Annotated in this window: 14 protein-coding genes and 1 pseudogene; all 15 read right to left on the bottom strand. The window is 59.7% G+C overall.

Annotation, left to right across the window (positions count from 1 at the left end; genetic code table 11):
• Positions 1-640 precede the first annotated feature (640 nt).
• Positions 641-2,407 carry a class I adenylate-forming enzyme family protein gene (locus BRAD3257_RS32755; protein ID WP_244607786.1) on the bottom strand — a complete coding sequence of 589 codons (1,767 nt, stop codon included), beginning with the start codon at positions 2,405-2,407 and terminating at the stop codon, positions 641-643.
• The gene (locus BRAD3257_RS32760; protein ID WP_160118900.1) at positions 2,337-3,461 is read right to left on the bottom strand and encodes an NAD-dependent epimerase/dehydratase family protein; all 1,125 of its coding nucleotides are present in this window, start codon (positions 3,459-3,461) and stop codon (positions 2,337-2,339) included. The genes BRAD3257_RS32755 and BRAD3257_RS32760 overlap by 71 nt, the downstream gene beginning before the upstream one ends.
• A 373-nt stretch (positions 3,462-3,834) precedes the next feature.
• Positions 3,835-4,533, bottom strand: a complete 699-nt coding sequence (locus tag BRAD3257_RS41840) for an AMP-binding protein (protein ID WP_197711517.1) — start codon at positions 4,531-4,533, stop codon at positions 3,835-3,837.
• Positions 4,476-5,207: pseudogene (locus BRAD3257_RS40645) on the bottom strand (AMP-binding protein); the annotation flags it as partial. The gene BRAD3257_RS41840 and the pseudogene BRAD3257_RS40645, both read right to left, overlap by 58 nt.
• A 12-nt stretch (positions 5,208-5,219) precedes the next feature.
• Positions 5,220-5,393 carry a hypothetical protein gene (locus BRAD3257_RS40650; RefSeq protein ID WP_197711518.1) on the bottom strand — a complete coding sequence of 58 codons (174 nt, stop codon included), beginning with the start codon at positions 5,391-5,393 and terminating at the stop codon, positions 5,220-5,222.
• Positions 5,394-5,532: 139 nt separating this feature from the next.
• The gene (locus BRAD3257_RS32770; protein WP_122405300.1) at positions 5,533-6,717 is read right to left on the bottom strand and encodes an acetyl-CoA C-acyltransferase; all 1,185 of its coding nucleotides are present in this window, start codon (positions 6,715-6,717) and stop codon (positions 5,533-5,535) included.
• A gap of 47 nt (positions 6,718-6,764) precedes the next feature.
• Entirely contained in the window at positions 6,765-8,879 is a 2,115-nt protein-coding gene (locus BRAD3257_RS32775; protein ID WP_122405301.1) for a 3-hydroxyacyl-CoA dehydrogenase NAD-binding domain-containing protein, read from the bottom strand.
• A 174-nt stretch (positions 8,880-9,053) separates the two neighbouring features.
• A complete protein-coding gene (locus tag BRAD3257_RS32780; RefSeq protein ID WP_122405302.1) occupies positions 9,054-9,467 on the bottom strand; it encodes a MaoC/PaaZ C-terminal domain-containing protein in 414 nt (137 codons plus the stop codon).
• Positions 9,464-9,961, bottom strand: coding sequence for an FAS1-like dehydratase domain-containing protein (locus BRAD3257_RS32785; protein ID WP_122405303.1), 498 nt, complete (start codon positions 9,959-9,961; stop codon positions 9,464-9,466). Before BRAD3257_RS32785 ends, BRAD3257_RS32780 begins: the two co-directional genes overlap by 4 nt.
• Before the next feature lie 3 nt (positions 9,962-9,964).
• On the bottom strand, positions 9,965-11,095 hold the full coding sequence (locus BRAD3257_RS32790) for a RidA family protein (protein ID WP_122405304.1): 1,131 nt from the start codon (positions 11,093-11,095) through the stop codon (positions 9,965-9,967).
• 35 nt (positions 11,096-11,130) lie between these two features.
• Positions 11,131-12,288 (bottom strand): acyl-CoA dehydrogenase family protein, encoded by a 1,158-nt coding sequence (locus BRAD3257_RS32795; RefSeq protein ID WP_160118901.1) that lies wholly within the window; start codon positions 12,286-12,288, stop codon positions 11,131-11,133.
• A 416-nt stretch (positions 12,289-12,704) separates the two neighbouring features.
• On the bottom strand, positions 12,705-13,880 hold the full coding sequence (locus tag BRAD3257_RS32800; protein WP_122405306.1) for a thiolase: 1,176 nt from the start codon (positions 13,878-13,880) through the stop codon (positions 12,705-12,707).
• On the bottom strand, positions 13,877-14,263 hold the full coding sequence (locus BRAD3257_RS32805; RefSeq protein ID WP_174221606.1) for a Zn-ribbon domain-containing OB-fold protein: 387 nt from the start codon (positions 14,261-14,263) through the stop codon (positions 13,877-13,879). Before BRAD3257_RS32805 ends, BRAD3257_RS32800 begins: the two co-directional genes overlap by 4 nt.
• Positions 14,264-14,499: 236 nt before the next feature.
• The gene (locus tag BRAD3257_RS32810; RefSeq protein WP_122405308.1) at positions 14,500-15,654 is read right to left on the bottom strand and encodes an acyl-CoA dehydrogenase family protein; all 1,155 of its coding nucleotides are present in this window, start codon (positions 15,652-15,654) and stop codon (positions 14,500-14,502) included.
• Between the two features lie 95 nt (positions 15,655-15,749).
• Positions 15,750-16,952: a pimeloyl-CoA dehydrogenase large subunit gene (gene pimC / locus BRAD3257_RS32815; protein ID WP_122405309.1), complete on the bottom strand. Its 1,203-nt coding sequence runs from the start codon at positions 16,950-16,952 to the stop codon at positions 15,750-15,752.
• Between the last annotated feature and the right edge of the window lie 208 nt (positions 16,953-17,160).

Genomic DNA, 17,160 nt, shown 5'->3' on the forward strand with positions numbered 1-17,160 from the left:
TAGGCGCTTCTTGGTGCTCGGAATGGGCCGGTCTGACGCTCTCGCAAGTCTCCAGAAGCTCAGCTGCTGAGCATTCAATAGCCGCTCATCATACTAGATCGCGCTCAAATGAGCGATCAACCAGGCTGATCCAGCGCCGACAGCGCCATGTGGAGATCTGGATGATTACGAGCGCAGCTCGATCGAAGCCGAAGATTTCGGATTGTCCAGCCAAAAAATGGGCCACTGCCGGCGTCCGGCAGTGGCCCAGTCCAAGTCGGGAGAAAACGGCAGACCATCCGGTCTGCCAGCGGATCCTCAACGCTGTCGAGCAGTGTGATCGGCGGAATCAGGCTAACGAAGGAGGCACCCCCATGCTCCTCAGTGTCCGAAATACATCTCCCTCGTTAGGCGAACTGCGCTGCGTCCTCCAATACCGATTTCGGAGTGGCCAATACCAGTAGGGTATCGATAGTTCGGAACTGACGGGCAATGTGCCTCGAGAACTTTCAGAGCGGGGATCAGTGGAACGCTAAACCATGATGAGGCACGCCAAGGCTGTGGCAGGCAGGATGTAATTCGCCTGCTTGGTGATAGTTGCGCTTTTTTGCGGTGATTCGCCGCTGCTGCATTCAGGTCGGCCGGCTCAAATGGATGGCGGCTATCGCCAGCGTTTCTCCTCGCTGTCGTAGGTGCCGGACAGCGGATCTCTGACATCCATCAGCTCACGCTTAAGCACCTTGTTGCTGGAGTTGGTTCTCGGAAGTGTCGCAGTGAAGGCGATGTACCGTGGCACCTTGAAAGCGGCAAGATGCGCACGAGCATGATCGAGAATACGCTCTACAGGCAAGTCTTTGGGCGTGACGCCATCTTTTAGCTGCACGTGGATTTTGACCTCCTCGCCGCGTTTAAGGTCGCTAACGGGGACCGCCGCCACATCCTCGATCTCGGGAATCTCGCGAATGACGGCTTCCACCTCGCGAGCAGCGATGTTTTCACCGGAACGACGGATCATGTCCTTCGTCCGTCCGACCAGCCAATAAAAGCCAAATTCGTCGCGGCGCATGAGATCGCCGGTTTTGAACCATTCGCCCTCGAACGATTCGGCATTTGCTTCTGGCCTATTCCAATAACCCTTGAAGAGGCCACGACCACTTACCCAGAGCTCTCCGACTTGCCCGACTGGCGTCTCGCTACCGTCATCGTTGACCAACCGCAGCGCCCGAAATGGAGCGCGCATGCCGAACGGAGCGCCCTCGTGGTCGATATCGTTTGGCATCAGTGTGCCCCATCCGATTTCCGTCATGCCATAATTGTTCTGCCCGGGGACGCCGAACCGCTCGCGAAATCGGCGTATAGAGTCAGCACTCCAGCCGCCGTAATGCTGAACCTGCTTCAAGTCCATCGATGCGTCGTCGGAGCTTTCAGGTTGGCGTGTGATCAGCTCGGGAAATGGACACCACTCGATGCGGTACTTCTTCAGCCAACCGATAAATCGCGACGAGCTCATTTGAGAGGCCAGGTAAACCGTGCCGCCCTGGCGATACGACCTCAGAACCTGCCCTTGCGTCTCGGCGTAGAAGAAGGGCGACCAAGACAGATATCTCTCGTACGGCTGATAGTCCGTGTAGGCGAGCCCGAACGATGACAGACCCCAGAAATCGTGCGTCTGCATGCAGCCTTTCGGAAAGCCGGTCGTTCCGGAGGTGTATGCAATGTTCAGAAGATCATCCGCGCCGACATTCTCCTCTACCGGTGTCTCGTCGAAGCCCTTGACCAGTTCATCGAGTGCAGGGCCCGCCCCTCCGGAAGGTGTTCCAACAACAATCACTCGCTCCTTGGCGAGGTCTTGCGGCCAAGGCATCATTGCTGAGAAAACGGACTGTACGGACTCGTCGACGACAGCGAACTTTGCCTGCGTGTCGCTCAGAACGTACTCGATCTCCCTCGGCGTATAGCGCATATTGATCGGAACCATGACCGCGCCCAACTTTGCGACCGCAAACCACAGAATCGGGAATTCGATGCGGCTGGGGAGCATGATGCCGATACGATCGCCTTTGCGCACGCCGAACGCGCGCAGCGCATGGGCATATTTATTGGACCAGCGGTCCATCTCGGAGTAAGTCGCGCGCTCGCCGCGCTCAAAGACGTCGATCGCAATCGTTTCGCTGTGGGTGCGCGCTCGCATTGAAACCAGCTGCCCGATCGTGATGGTCTCGTATGTGGACTCCAGTGTCTCTAGCCTGCGAACTGCATTCTCAACGCGATGTTGCATCTGGGCTCGTGTCAATTTCGTACTGATCATGTAGGGCGCCTTTGGATTCATAGAACAGACAAGTCGGCCGAAAACGGTCTCATCGGCCGCGATGATCTTGCGGAAGTCCTGGTGTGCGCGGGTGCGGGTACGGGTGTGGTCGTTCGACATATTCGCGCTTATGGCGAGCGAGCAATGCCTGGCTGCCCTGCCGCCATTCGGCCACCAACCGATCCTCGGCCGCGTAATCGTACGGGTCTCCAAGTTCTTTCTCGATTGCTGCTGCCAGTGCAGCGCGGCGCTCCGCGTACCATTGAACTGAGTTCGTCATAGCCTCGACAGCCGGAACAAGATCTCGATAGCCGAGCTCCCGTTTCAACTTATCGGTATTGTACAACCGGTGCCAGCTGGCACTCTGGGGATTGGCCATCGGCCATACGGGGGTTGCCAAGGCGGTCGGGAGACTAACAATCTCCCAGCAGTGACCGACCGCGCTCGCGATTACCTCGGCGAGCTGGCGATACGAGAGCTGATGCTCGTCACCACAGTTAAAGATCTGACCACGGGCTTCTTGCGCACGATCCACTGCGCATAGCACGGCGTGGGCCATGTTAAGGGAATACCCGCGCGTGATGATCTGAAGACCACCGTCCGGAAGGATGACAAACGGACGGCGATCCAACGCGCGCCGTATCAAGCACCATTCCACCGGTAGGATTTGGTGAGGCCCATAGATGATCGGGTAGCGCAAGATGGTCGCGTGCTTGTGGAGAGCCAGGATCTCGCGTTCGGTCTCAGCTATCCGCCAGGCAAAGCGCCCATCGGGATCGGCCTCCGTTTGTACGGCCGGCTCGGTCTCGCTTGCTGGGATCGGCAAGCCAGTGGGAAAGAGCGCGTCGCGAGCGAAATGGCCGCGGGTGGCGGCCAGCGCACTAATGGCAACGAAGCGAGCAGCACGATCTCCGAAGTGTTGCGCCACTAAGCGGGTGCGACCGTACATCGCGACGACGAGCTCAAAATCACGTTGACCCAGCGCCTCTTGAATCGTTTGGCTGAAGTGCGGGTCGCCGTGTATGTGTTCGACCGAGTCTGGGATCTCGTTGCTCTCGTGTGTACCTCGGTGAAACACCGTGACCCGGTATCCTCGCGCAATCAATCCATTGACAATATGGGGTCCAGTGGGGCCCGTCCCACCAACGACCAAGGCGCTGTTGGCTTCGTTCACGAGACACCTCTCGGTCGGCCGGCGTGCGCCTGCAACCTTTCGAATGTGCCGGCGCTGCCCGGAATCATCAGAATAACATCTTGAACCGTTAGGCGGACGACCTCGCCAGACGCCAATACCAATTTCGATGCAGTCAATACCGGTGTGGTATTGATGCGGCTAAGAAGGAACGAGGCCATCGGGCCCGCGATTGAGCGGCGCGAGCACTCAGACTCTCTGGTTTTCCTGATGCCTGGAAAGGAGCAGGCCTTCACTCACTGATACATTCGATCCGGTTTGATGGAATTTAACAGGCGGCGAGTGATTTCACTTCGGAAAGCGTTCGCGGAGTTTCACTTTCCAGAACTTGCCAGTTGATGTTCGCGGGATGTGATCAATGAACTCGTAACGATCTGGCAATTGCCACTTCGCCCAACCATGCGCGAGCAGGTGCGTATAGTTCCTTTGCGCTAGCCTCCCCGCCAGGGATGAGCACGACGCAGGCGAGCGGTCTTTCGCTCCATTTCTCGTCGGAAATCGCGATCACCGCAGCTTCGGCGACGGTGGGATGTTCCATCAACGCATTCTCGAGGTCGACGGAGCTGATCCATTCGCCGCCGGATTTGATCAGGTCCTTCGTGCGATCGGTGATGCGCACGAAGCCGAGCGGGTCCACCGAGGCGACGTCGCCGGTGCGCAGCCAACCATCCCCGGTGAATTTGTCGCGCGTCACGGGCACCTCATAATAGGAGCCGGTAACGAACGGACCACGCACCTGGATCTCGCCAACCCTTCTGCCGTCCCACGGCTGAGTACCGTCGTCGTTATGGAGGCGGAGCTCAAGAAGCGGCACCGGTACGCCGGCCATGATCGCGCGGCGGTACTTCTCGTCGTCGCCGGCATCGCGCAGTTCGGCCCGGCGATAGGATCGGGTGGCAACGGGCGACGTTTCGGTCATGCCCCATCCTTGCTCCATCCACACGCCGTGTGCGTCAAAAGCCCGGATCAGGGATTCGGATACCGCGGCGCCGCCTGTTACTGCGTGCATCGCCTTCGGCAGCTTCCATCGCCTCGATTGGTCGAGCCGTCGCATTGAGCCTCACTGAAGATCTGCATTAAACTAATCCAGATCGTCGGCACGCCGATCGCGAGCGTGGGCGGCTCGACCTGCATCAGATCGAGAAGATCGTCAGCATGAAGGTGCGGCCCGGGAAGCACGAGCTTCGCACCCAGGTTAAACGCACCATAGGGAATACCCCAGGCGTTGACATGGAACATCGGCGTGATCGGCATCACGACGTCCGTGCTACGCAGGGCCCAGATGTCGGCCAGGCTCGCCACGAGTGTGTGCAGGACGGTCGAACGGTGCGAGTATACGACGCCTTTGGGACGGCCCGTCGTCCCAGACGTGTAGCACATCGCGACGGGATCGGTTTCGTCGTGGGGTGCGTATTCGAAGCCGTCGGGGTCCCCGCGTGATAGGATGGCTTCATAGCCATCCATTTCCGGAGAAACGAGCGCGCCGGAGAACGGAAATACGATGACCCGCTCAAAGCGATGCAACTGCGCAAACCGCTCGTACAAGGGCAGCAGGATGTCGTCGACGATCAGGAATCGATCCCTGGCGTTTCCAGCGATCCAACCGATCTCATCAGGCGCCAAGCGCAGGTTCAGCGTGTGCATCACACCGCCAGCTGCAGGGATGCCGAAGTAGCACTCTAGGTGCGCGTGGTGGTTCCAGCACAGCGTCGCGACGCGGTCTCCTTTCTTGAGGCCAAGCTAAAGCAGCGCTGACGCGAGCGAGCGCGTGCGCCCATAGAATTCGCCATAACTGTGTCGGCGCAAGCTCTTATCGGGCAACCGGGAGACGATCTCGTTGCCCGAAAAGAGCGTTCCCGCGCGTTCAAGGAAGTGATTGAGCGAGAGCGGCACATCCATCATCGTGCTTTGCATCGCCAATCTCCTTCCTTCGCGTGAGTGTGGAGGCGCGCCAAACCGCTAACTCTGGAATAGCCAGTCTTGCCTGCGTGCTCACGATGACGCGCCCTGCTCATTTGTGACGAGCTAAGTGAAGCCGCGGTCCATCCCGATCTCACGCCACTTCGAACAGGCCGGCAGCTCCCATGCCGCCTCCGACGCACATCGTTACCACGACATACATCACACCCCGGCGCTTACCCTCAACGAGGGCATGGCCCACTAGTCGTGCTCCAGTCATCCCATAGGGATGGCCAATTGAAACGCCTCCGCCATTGACGTTGTAGATGGCAGGATCGATTCCGAGATGATCTCGACAATAGAGAGCTTGGCAGGCAAACGCCTCGTTGAGTTCCCACAGTCCGATATCGGCAATCTTCAATCCGTGTCGCTTTAGCAGTTTCGGAATCGCGTAGATCGGACCGATCCCCATCTCTTCTGGAGGACAGCCGGCAACCGCCATGCCACGGTAGATTCCGAGCGGCTGTATGCCGCGCCGCTCGGCCAGCGATCGTTCCATGACAACGCAGGCTGAAGCGCCGTCGGAAAGTTGGCTTGCGTTTCCGGCGGTGACAACGCCCCCCTCGATCACGGGCTTTAGACCTTTCAGTGTCTCGAAGGTCGTGTCCGGACGGTTTCCCTCGTCTGCAGCAAGAGTAACCTCCTTGTAGATCGTCTGCCCTGTCGCCTTGTCGACAACTGCCATCGTCGTAGTGAGAGGAACTATTTCTGCATCCAATCGCTTGGCTATCTTAGCTGCCGCAGTCCGCTGTTGGGACTGCAGGGCATATTCGTCCTGGGCCGCGCGGCTGATGCCGTACTTCCTCGAGACGAATTCGGCGGTTTTCAGCATAGGCATGTAGATGTGCGGCGCCCGCGCCGTCACCGCGTTATCGTGCGTGCGATCCGTCCACTGGTAGTACTCGTTTTGAACCGCAGAGATGTTCTCAATGCCGCCAGCCACAGCCACGTTCATACCGTCGACCATCACCTGCTTGGCAGCGGTCGCGACAGCCACCAGACCCGAAGCGCATTGGCGATCTATGGTCTGGGCGGAAACGTCCACCGGGAGTCCAGCGGCGAGCACGCCGAGGCGAGCGACATTCATGCTCGAAGTACCTGCGGCAAGACAACAGCCGATCACCGCGTCTTCGACCTCCGCTCCATCGACTCTTGCACGACTGACGGCGTGATGGATGGCATGGCCAAGAAGAGTCGGAGACTTGATATTGTTGAAAGCTCCCTTGAAAGCGCGCCCGATCGGAGTGCGTGCGGTGGAGACGATGACTGCTTCGCGCATGGTGAGATGTCCTGCCGGTGGTCTTTGGTTTTAGATTGATAGATGATTTATTGTTTGGTCCAGGCGCTAATGCGCTGCCCGGTCGCCGCAAGCGACTCGAGAAGGCGGCTCGCAGTCCAGTAGCCGAACTGGTTTCCTCGCATGCGGGCGTAATGATCGAGTGTGTTCTTGATTTCAGACAATCCGATTTGGTCGGCCATAAACATTGGGCCACCGCGGTAATCGGGAAAACCGTATCCAGCGGTCCACACGACATCGATATCGCCTGGTCGGTATGCAATACCTTCGTCAAGGATCTGAATGCCCTCGTTGATGAGGGGGTACATCAGCCGCTCGATGATCTCCTGGTCTTTGATGTCGCGCCGGCGCGCTATTCCATGCTCGCGCGCCAGATCGGCGCATATGTCGACGATCTTCGGGTCAGGCAATGGAGTTCGGCCGTCATAGCGATAGTAGCCCGCCTTCGTCTTTTGACCGCAGCGACCCAATGCGAACAGTTTCCGCACCACCACGCGATAGCTGGGATCGGGCGGCAATTCGCCCGCTTCAAGGCGGCCGTTGACGACCTTTGCCCCGATGTCCACCCCGGACAGGTCGGACATCCGGCAAGGCCCCATGGCCATGCCCAACGATTCGATGGCGTTATCGATCTGTTGTGGCTCGGCGCCTTCAAGTAGCAGAAACTCCATCTCGCGGATGTACGGATCGAGCATTCGATTTCCGATGAAGCCGTAGCAAACACCCGACACCACCGGAACCTTTCCGATCCGGCGCGCGAGGCGCATCGCTGTCGTCAGCACGTCGGGAGCAGTCCGGGCCCCGCGGACGACTTCGACGAGGCGCATCACGTTCGCCGGACTGAAGAAATGCATGCCGACGACGTCGGCCGGCCGGCCTGTTGCTTCAGCTAGGAGGTCCACGTCGAGGGTAGAGGTATTCGTCGCAATGATCGCTCCTTTTTTGCAGATCTGCCCCAGTCGTGCGCAGACGTCCTTCTTGATATAAAAATCCTCGAATACGGCTTCGACCACGAGGTCGCAGCTCGCTAGCGAGCCGTAATCCAAGGATCCGTTCAGGAGGGACATTCGCTTCTCGACCTCCTCCTTGCTCAGCTTCCCCTTGGCGGCGCTCGCCTCGTAATTGTTACGCACTACCGACAGGCCGCGTTTTAGCGCTTCATCGGTGGCTTCTACGAGCACAACGGGGATGCCTACGTTAGCAAAGTTCATGGCGATGCCGCCCCCCATGGTGCCGGCGCCCACAATGCCCACGGAGTGCACCTCGCGAGCGGCCCCCTCTCGCGACAGTCCCGGGATCCGTGCAGCAGTGCGTTCAGCGAAGAACAAATGGCGCAGCGCTCGGGAGGTGCTGCTCAAGCGCAGCTGATCGAACTCGCGGGCCTCCATCTCTTCACCATCAGAGAATGGAAGATTGACAGCTGCTTCGACGGCTCGCACGATCGCGCCGAGTGCTGGGTAGTTCGGCTTCTTTGCGGCCCTGGCTGTCGCTTCCGCGAGGGCCTGTCTCGTTGCTGCATCGGCAGAAACGTTCAAGGTGCTCGAGCGCCGCACGGGCAGGTTCGCCTCGGCCAGGCGTTCGGCTGCGGCAATTCCCAGCGCAAGTGAATCGTCGCTCGCGATCTCGTCGAGAATGCCTGCGGCGAGCGCATCCTGCGCGGAGATGAATCGACCTGTAAGCATGAGATCGAGTGCAAGGGGCACCCCCACGAGGCGAGGGAGACGTTGGGTGCCTTGGGAGCCAGGAAGCAGACCCAACTTGACTTCAGGCATGCCGAGACGTGTGTCCGGTAAGGCTAGCCGATGGTGACAGGACATTGCCAATTCCAAACCGCCACCAAGGACGGTGCCATGCAATGTTGCAACGACCGGTCGCGGCGACTCATCCAGCCGTGAAAGCAGCGAGCTGAATGGCCGAGTATCGAAATTCGGCGTCTCGAAGTTGGCGATGTCGCCCCCCGCAACGAAAGTTCGTCCTTCGCAATGTAGGACGAGTGCCTTGGCACTGGTATCCGCCTCGAAGATATCCACCGCCTTGCGCAGCCCCGCGACAACTTCCGCCGAGAGTGCATTGACGGGAGGATTCGAAATCAGCACCAGCCCGATGCCATTACCGTTTTCATAGCGGACGATGTTCAAGGACATGTTTTCACTTGTTCAGTTGGCTTGAATTTTGATGATCGCGCGGGCAATTCCAGCGCCGCATCCTTCCGCAGTTGAGGACTTGCAATAGCACTGCTGAATTTCCGGGCACAAAACGTGCGCGGTGAAAATGGTCACAAAGAAACGCGCCCGGCTCGTTACTCCTGCGAATGCCGATCACATGGGAAGCCGCACCTCCGTTTCGGCTTCGGACACGAGACGGCCGCGGCTGGTCAGGCGCTGCCTCACAACGACGGTATGGTTGCGGATTTGCGTCACCTCGCTTTCCACCCGCAGCGTCTCTCCAGCGAAGGCCATTGACTTCATCTTGAACGACAGCCGTTCAATGAAGGCTTGTGGTCCGGCCCAATCGATCGCAGCTCGCGCGAACAAGTGTCCGAATGCCTGCCCGTCGACGACGACATTCGGCAGATTCATGCTCCGTGCGAAATCGCCGTCGTAGTGCAGGCGGTGCCAATCCCAAGTGGCGGCACCATAGGCCATGAGGTCGACGGTCGTGAAGGTCTTCTCAAGTGCTGGCAATGACAACCCAATCTGGACCATCGCCACGTTTTTGGTTGGCTTGATCATTCCGTCACCACCGGCTGATAAACAACCGTCTCGCGATTGATCGCCACCACCTCGCCTGCCGCATCCCTGAAGCGTGCGACCGAACTGACGAAGAGCTGTGTACCGCCGCGTGAAGACGCTCGCTCCACGATGTCCTCCAGGATCCAGGTGACGGAGATGCGATCTTGCGGAAGCAGCGGCCGCACGAATTCATATTCGTTGCCTGCGCGGATCATGCGACAGTTGGGGACGGGTAGTTGCCACTCGTGGCCTATGTAGCCGTTCGCATCCGGCCTGCGATGGGCGTATTGACAAGTTTCGCAGACCAGTGTCGGCGGCGCGATGACTGACGGATAGCCGGCCTCCCGCGCGTAAGCATCATCGACATAGAGCGGGTTCTCGTCCCCCATGGCGAGCGCAAGGTACCTGATCGATGCGCGACCAAGCTCCTCCTGAGCGGGATAGTGCGCTTCGCGGCCAATCCATGCCTTCAGTTCCTCAGTCAGCAGTGCCATGGGTCAGTCCAGGACGGCAAGCGCATCGACATCGATTAGCATCCCCGGCCGCAACAGTGCTTCGCTGATGAGACCGGTTGAGGCGGGACGTGGCTCTTGGAGCATCTTCGAACGCACGGCACCGACCTCGCGATAGCGATCGAGCGACGCTGTGGTCACGTACTCAATTGTCTTGACCAAATGATGTGGGGCGCCCCCAGCGGCCCGCACCAGCTGGAGAACGTTGCCGTAGATGCATTCGGCCTGGGCGACGATGTCCCTTTCGTGCAACATGTCCCCGGTCGTCGGGTCGAGTGAGGCTTGGCCCGACATATAGAGCAGCTTTCCGGCTCGCACGGCCGGGCTGCAGGCCAACTCGCCATAACGCTTCCAGCCCGGGTTCACCGCCACCGGCAGTTCGCGCGTGGCGATGAAGTCACACTGGACCATCGCCTGAGGATGCAGCAACCGCGGCATGACGATCTCAGCAGCTGTTGGAAACACCGGGCCGAGCCGCTCGCGCCACACGCGCGCAGTCTTATCGTACGCCGACAGCGCGGGCGGCGTAACGTAGCAGGCGATTTTCACAACGCGATCGAGGCCAAGACCCAGCTCCGAAAGCATACGCGCGGCGTTGTCGTACACAGCATGGGTCTGCACAACCAGGTCGCCGGCACCCACGATATTTCCGCGGTCATCCACGGGCTGGATTGACGGCAGGAAGACGCCGCCGGTGGCTACGCCATGCGCGGGCGCTGCCGTCACCTCGATCTCAATGAAGGCATCCGGCCTGAGCAGGTTCTTGACCACGACGGTATTGACCACGGGCTGATGTCGGCCGAAAAGCTCGCGCCGCACAGCCGCCGCTTCCGCATAGCGTTCAATGTCCTCAGCGCGCACATATTCGACGATTCTGGCAACGTCGCCGTATCCCAGTCCGCCACTTTCGAGGATGGCGGCAACCTTGGCGTAGATCGTGCGTACCTGCTCGGTCATCCCTCCGCGCACGATCATGCGCTTAGTTGCGGCCTCGTACTCCGAGGCCGTATGGCCGGATAGATAGGTGCCCGCGGACGACTTGAGCCCAAGAGAGAAGGAGTACCGCTTGTAGTCATACCAATGGAAGCGTTCCACGTGGATGGGTGCAATCGTCATGGAATCATCCGGCTTATCTCTGCTGTTATCGAGGCTCAGTAGCTGCGGGGAAGGCCCATGCGCTCACCGATGAAATTGCGAACCATTTCATTGGAGATGGGACTGAACGGTCCCAGGCGCGCGTCTCGGAACAGGCGCTCCAACGGCGACTCCTCCACCAGTCCGAATCCCCCCAGGACGCGCATGCACCGGTCGGTCGCGCGAATCGCCGCCTCGCTCGCTGCGAGCTTGGCCATTGCAGCCTCGGTGGAGCACTCGCGGCCGTTGGTATGCAGCCAGGCCGCCCTTGCAGTGAGCAAACGGATCTGTTCCAGCTCGATCGCAGTGTCGGCGAGTGGATGCTGTATGGCTTGGTAGGCGCCAATCGGGCGCCCGAAAGCCGTTCGATCTTTGGCGTATTGCACGGTCAGATCGAGGGCGGCAGCGGTGATGCCGACATACATCGACGCGCAAATGATACGCTCATCGTTCAGTGTCCGAAGGAGCGTATGCCACCCGCGCCCCACCTCACCGACCACCGCATCGGCCGGCGCACGAGCCTCGTCGAGGAAGACCTCGCACGTGCATCCAGCGCGCTGCCCCATAAGCTCGAGGCGACGCACTTTTACCGCCTCCTGATGAACGGGGGTGAGTATCAGTGACAGTCCGCGCGAGCGCTTGGCCCCCTCGGGAGGATGCGTGCGACACAGGACCAGGATCGCATTGGCATCGTCGGCCAGTGATGTGTAAAGCTTCTGCCCACGTACGACCCACTCGCCGCCCTCAAGCGTGGCTCGAGTCTTCAAACCGAGAATGTCCGTTCCACCGCCCGGCTCGGTCATCCCGAAGCTCATCAGGAATTCGCCGGCGGCAAGCTTGTGTAGATACTCCGCCTTTTGCTCTTCGGTGCCGGATTCGCTGAGCACCCGCGCCGCCATTGAAGTGATTACCCAATAGTTGGCTAGCGACGGGAAGCGTCGCGCGATTTCCTCGCACAGGATCGCGCTGGTCATTACGTCGCCGCCGCTGCCGCCGTATTCGGTCGGCACCGTAAGGCCTGGCCAACCGAGTTGGGCAAGCCGCTTCCAAAGATCGCGCGGGACGCGCCGCGCGCGATCCATCTCGCGGATCTTCGGCTCCTGAAGCTCACGATCAAAGAAACTGCGCACGCTGTCGCGCAGCGCCTCATGCTCGGGGATGGGTTCGAAATTCATTACCGCCCCCCAATAGTACATGCCGCGGTAAGTGTTGCGCACATGGTCCCTGGTTGCCCACCCGGAGGTGGGAGCAGCCACCGTGACCGCCACTGTCCTAGGATGCAGACACGGGCGACCACCCGAAGATATGCTGGTCTCATCGTTACCATTGCGATTCCCTCCCGCGCGCCGAATTATTTGGATATCGTTCGGCACGTTAAGCAAACGGCCTCCGGTGAGGCCAATACCAATCGCGGAGCGATCAATACCAAATTGGCATCGGTTGTGCGATCCGTCGGATTGCGCCACTGGGGTGCAGCTCTAACACTGGGGCGTGCGGCTTCGCATGTGCGCGTGACCAGCGGCACAGGGCTGGTGACTTGAGCTAGATGCGGGAGAGCGCGGTTTCAGCGAAGCCCCTTCGCCGTCACGGATCACAGCGTCTCCTCTACTCCGAGAATGGCGGTGGATTGGCTGGACAGCGTGCCGCCGTTGCCGTGCACCAGCGCCGTTTTCGCGCCTTTCACTTGGCGCTCACCGCCTTCGCCACGCAGCTGCCGTACGGCTTCGATCAGAGCAAAGATGCCGTACATGCCGGGGTGAGTGCATGACAACCCGCCACCGTTGGTGTTGACGGGTAGCTTGCCGCCCGGTGCGATCGTCCCGTTCTCCACAAAACGGCCCCCTTCGCCCTTGGGGCAGAAGCCGAGGTCCTCCAGGAACAGGATGGTATTGATCGTGAATGCGTCGTACAGCTGAAGCAGGTCGATGTCGTTCGGCTTCATGCCCGCCATCGCGAACGCTTCGGCACCGGATTGCCTTGCCGAGGTGAGGGTAAGGTCGTGCATGGACGAGATCTGCCGGTTCCAGACCGCGGTCGCATTGCCGAGCACGTATACTGGTTTCTTGCGCAGCGACTTCGCGCGCTCGGCGCTCACCAGCACGTACGCACCGCCGCCGTCCGTCACAAGACAGCAATCACGCAGAGTGAGCGGATCAGACACCATGCGGGACTTCAACACGTCCTCGCGCGTGAGCGGATCGCGCGAAAAGGCTTCCGGATTGAGGCGGGCCCATGCCCGTGCGGCGACAGCGACGTCGGCCAACTGGTCGCGCGTGGTGCCGAATTCGTACATGTGACGCGATGCGGCCAACGCATACGCGGACACCGGCAGCAACGGCTCATATGCGTATTCGTATGGCTGCGGATCGATCGAGCGGCGCAGTTGGCCCATTTGTCGGCGACCCAAAGCGCTACTGCGTTGTGCGCTGCCATAGCAAACGAGCACCGCGCTGCACTGGCCGGAGCGGATCGCCTGCATCGCAGGGAGAAGGTGTGCGATGAAGCTTGAGCCGCCAAGCATCGTGCCGTCGATGTAGCGTGGATTTAGACCCAGGTACTCGATGACTGGCATCGTCCACATTGAGGCGCCGATGCTCGCACTGCACAGGCCATCGATGTCGCTCACCTTAAGGCCGGCATCTGCCACAGCGGCTTGGGCCGACCGCGCGAGCAGCTCTATATCTGTGAACCCAGGCGACTCGCCATTGCCGAAGGTGCCTACGCCCACGATTGCGCTACTTCCGCGCAAATTCTTGAGGGTGATCATAGCGCAGCTCCGTCGATCGCATCGAACACGACCAATCCTTTGCTGTTATCGATCTCCACGCGCGCTTTCACGCGCTGGCCAATCTTCACGGCGTTAGGCGCAAGGTTCTCAACGCGACTCATGAGACGCACGCCTTCATCGAGGTCGACCAGCGAGAGGTTAAGATCGCCACCTTCCGCTGGTTTGCGCCGTATGGTGGTGACCGCGTAGATGGTACCGGTACCTTTTGGTGCGGTCCATTCTAGCGACCTGCTGTTGCAATGCGGGCAGACTTCGCGAGGGAAATACACGTGCTTACTGCATTGGATGCAACGCTGGATCAAGAAGCGGCCCGCATTGAGCTCGAGCTGGTGGAACGCTTCGACGCCTTTCGATTCACTCATGACCATTCCTTTAGATCGAAGCCCAGCTGAACAGCTTGTGCGAACTCAGTATTCCGCAGAGGCGCGCCTCAAGCGTCGGCAGGGACGCCGTGATTGTCTGCGGGGTCCAGCGTTCGTCGTAATGCGCAGAGCGCAGAGGCCACAGCCGGCTCATCCGAAAAACTCGCGTTTTTGCGTAGTACGAAGATCTGATGGTTCACATCTGGCGCCGCGTTGTGCGGAGACAAGGAGCATTACTATTCCAGCTCATGGATGATGCCGCCCAGAGTTGCAAGCCGACGCAGGTGATGATCGGCATCGCCTAGCAGGGTATCTATCATGGTGACGTGCTTGAAATAGTGGCCAATGCGATACTCCATGGTCATGCCAACCCCTCCATGGAGCTGGATCGACTGCCGGCCGATCGTCCTCGCCGACTGGCCAATCTGAGCCTTCGCTGCTGAGATCGCCCGCTCGCGCTCTGTGGTCTTGCTTTCGTCGACCATCATCGTGGCGTACATGGCCATGGAGCGCGACTGCTCCAATTCGATGAACATGTCGACCGCTCGGTGCTGCAGCGCCTGGAACGAGCCGATGGTCGCGCCGAACTGCTTGCGGGTCTTCAGGTAGTCAAGCGTGGTGGCCTGCATTTCAGCGAAACAGCCGACTGCTTCTGCGCAAAGCGCTGCAATCGCCTCGTCGGCCACGCGGGCAATGATCGGAAAGGCGCCCACCGGATCACCGATGGCATTGACGGCATCGACACGGACATTGTCCAGCGAGACCTCCGCCGCACGCAGCCCATCCTGGGTCACATATCCGCGCCGCTTGAGACCCGGTGCACCCGCATCTATCAAGAACAGACCGATTCCGTCCTTATCCCGCGAAGCCCCTGCAGTGCGCGCAGACACGATGATCTTGTCGGCCACGTCGCCGTGAAGCACGAGCCCCTTACCACCATTGAGAATCCAAGCGTCTGCATCCCTCTTGGCCCAAGTCTCGATGTCGAAAAGGTCGTAGCGTGACTGCAACTCGGCATATGCGAAGGCGAGCTTCAAACGGCCTTCTGCGATCGCCGGAATCAGAGCGGATTTCTGCGTTTCGTTTGCTCCATGCCGGAGAATGCCACCGGCAAGCACCACGGTTGCGAAATAGGGCTCGAGAATCAGGGCTTTCCCAAACGCTTCCATGACGATCATCGTCTCGACCGGGCCGCCGCCATAGCCACCGTGTTCCTCGGAGAATGGCAGCGCGAGAAAGCCAAGCTCGGCGTAGCGCATCCACATTGTCTCGCTGAAGCGTGAATGCTCGGACTGATATTTGCGACGATGTTCAAAGCTGTAGTTGTCGAGCATTAGTCGCTCGACGCTATCCTTCAGGAGACGCTGCTCCTCCGAAAGTTCAAAGTCCATGCTTGGAATTCTCCTGTGAGTCGGGACAGTAGCAGCCGCCTTCTGGCGCCTCGCAAGTAGACCCTGCCTTGCTTTCCGACATTGATGTTCGATCGTCAGAGGCCCAGGACCGCCTTGGCGATGATGTTTTTCTGTATCTCATCGGAGCCGCCATAGATCGAGACTTTGCGGGCATTGAAATAGGCAGACGCGATCGTTGTCGCCCAGTCGGGGCCAATCGGCGGCTCGTTGCGACGCTCGAGATCCTCCTCGGATTGATGAGGCAAGGCATAGGGGCCGACCACGTCCATCAGAAGCTCCGACGTCGCCTGCTGAATCTCGGCACCCCGTATCTTAAGGATCGAGCTTGCCGGGTCTTGCACATCCTTTTGCTGTTTCGACACGTTGGCGAGCACGCGAAGCTGCGTGATCTCGAGCGCCTTCAGCTGGAGCTCCACTGCGGCAACCTTTTCGCGGAAGTCGGCTTGGTCAATCAACCGCCCTCGGCCGAAGCAGGATCGAGAGGCGAGGTGTTTGATGCGCCGGATGCGCTCCTTGGAAGCGCCGACGCAAGCGATGTTGAACCGCTCGTGGCCAAGGAGAAACTTAGCGTAGTCCCAGCCGCGGTTCTCCTGACCTACGAGGTTTTCGGCCGGCACGCGAACGTCGTCGAAAAAGACTTCATTCACTTCGTGACTGCCGTCGATCATCTGGATTGGACGCACCGTGATGCCCGGCGACTTCATGTCGATCAGAAGGAACGAAATGCCGAGCTGCTTTTTCGCATTCGGATCGGTTCTTACCAAGCAGAAGATCCAGTCGGCGTATTGCGCAAAGGTCGTCCAGGTTTTCTGTCCATTGACGACATAGTGATCGCCTTCGCGCACAGCGCGGGTCTTGAGCGAAGCGAGGTCGGAGCCGGAGCCGGGTTCGGAGAAGCCTTGGCACCACCAGTCCTCGAGGGTGACGATACGCGGCAGGAAGCGCTTCTTTTGGGCTTCGGTGCCAAAGGTGTAGATGACAGGCGCTACCATGTTTACGCCGAAGGCGAGCGGCGCCGGTGCCGGCGCTTGGCTCATCTCCTCCGTAAAAATGTACTGCTTGACCGGGCCCCAGCCTGTGCCGCCAAATTCGATCGGCCAGTGCGGCACGGCCCAACCTTTATCCGCGAGGACACGCGTCCAGCGTCTCATGTCGCTTTTGTTGGGGTGTAGGCCGGCAACAAGTTTCTCGCAGATGTCGGGGGGAACCGAGGCGCGGAAGAAAGCTCTAACCTCGTCACGAAAAGCGAGTTCGTCTTCAGTGAAGCTCAGGTCCATCGTTGCTGCCTATTTCAGAAATATCGTTTGGCCTGCGCTACCCATGCCTCCGCACCGCGCCAGCTTTGCCTTTAGATGGGCGCGCGACAAGTCGCGTGCCCAACATGCCCCCGGCGCCCTTGACGCTAAGCTTTGCAGGATCGGGACCGAGATTGTCGTGGCGATAGACGACCGGCTCGGCAAAGTGTCGTTAAAGGAACCGCCTGTG

Origin of the sequence: Bradyrhizobium vignae (assembly GCF_900324035.1) — a bacterium.
Lineage (GTDB): Bacteria > Pseudomonadota > Alphaproteobacteria > Rhizobiales > Xanthobacteraceae > Bradyrhizobium > Bradyrhizobium vignae.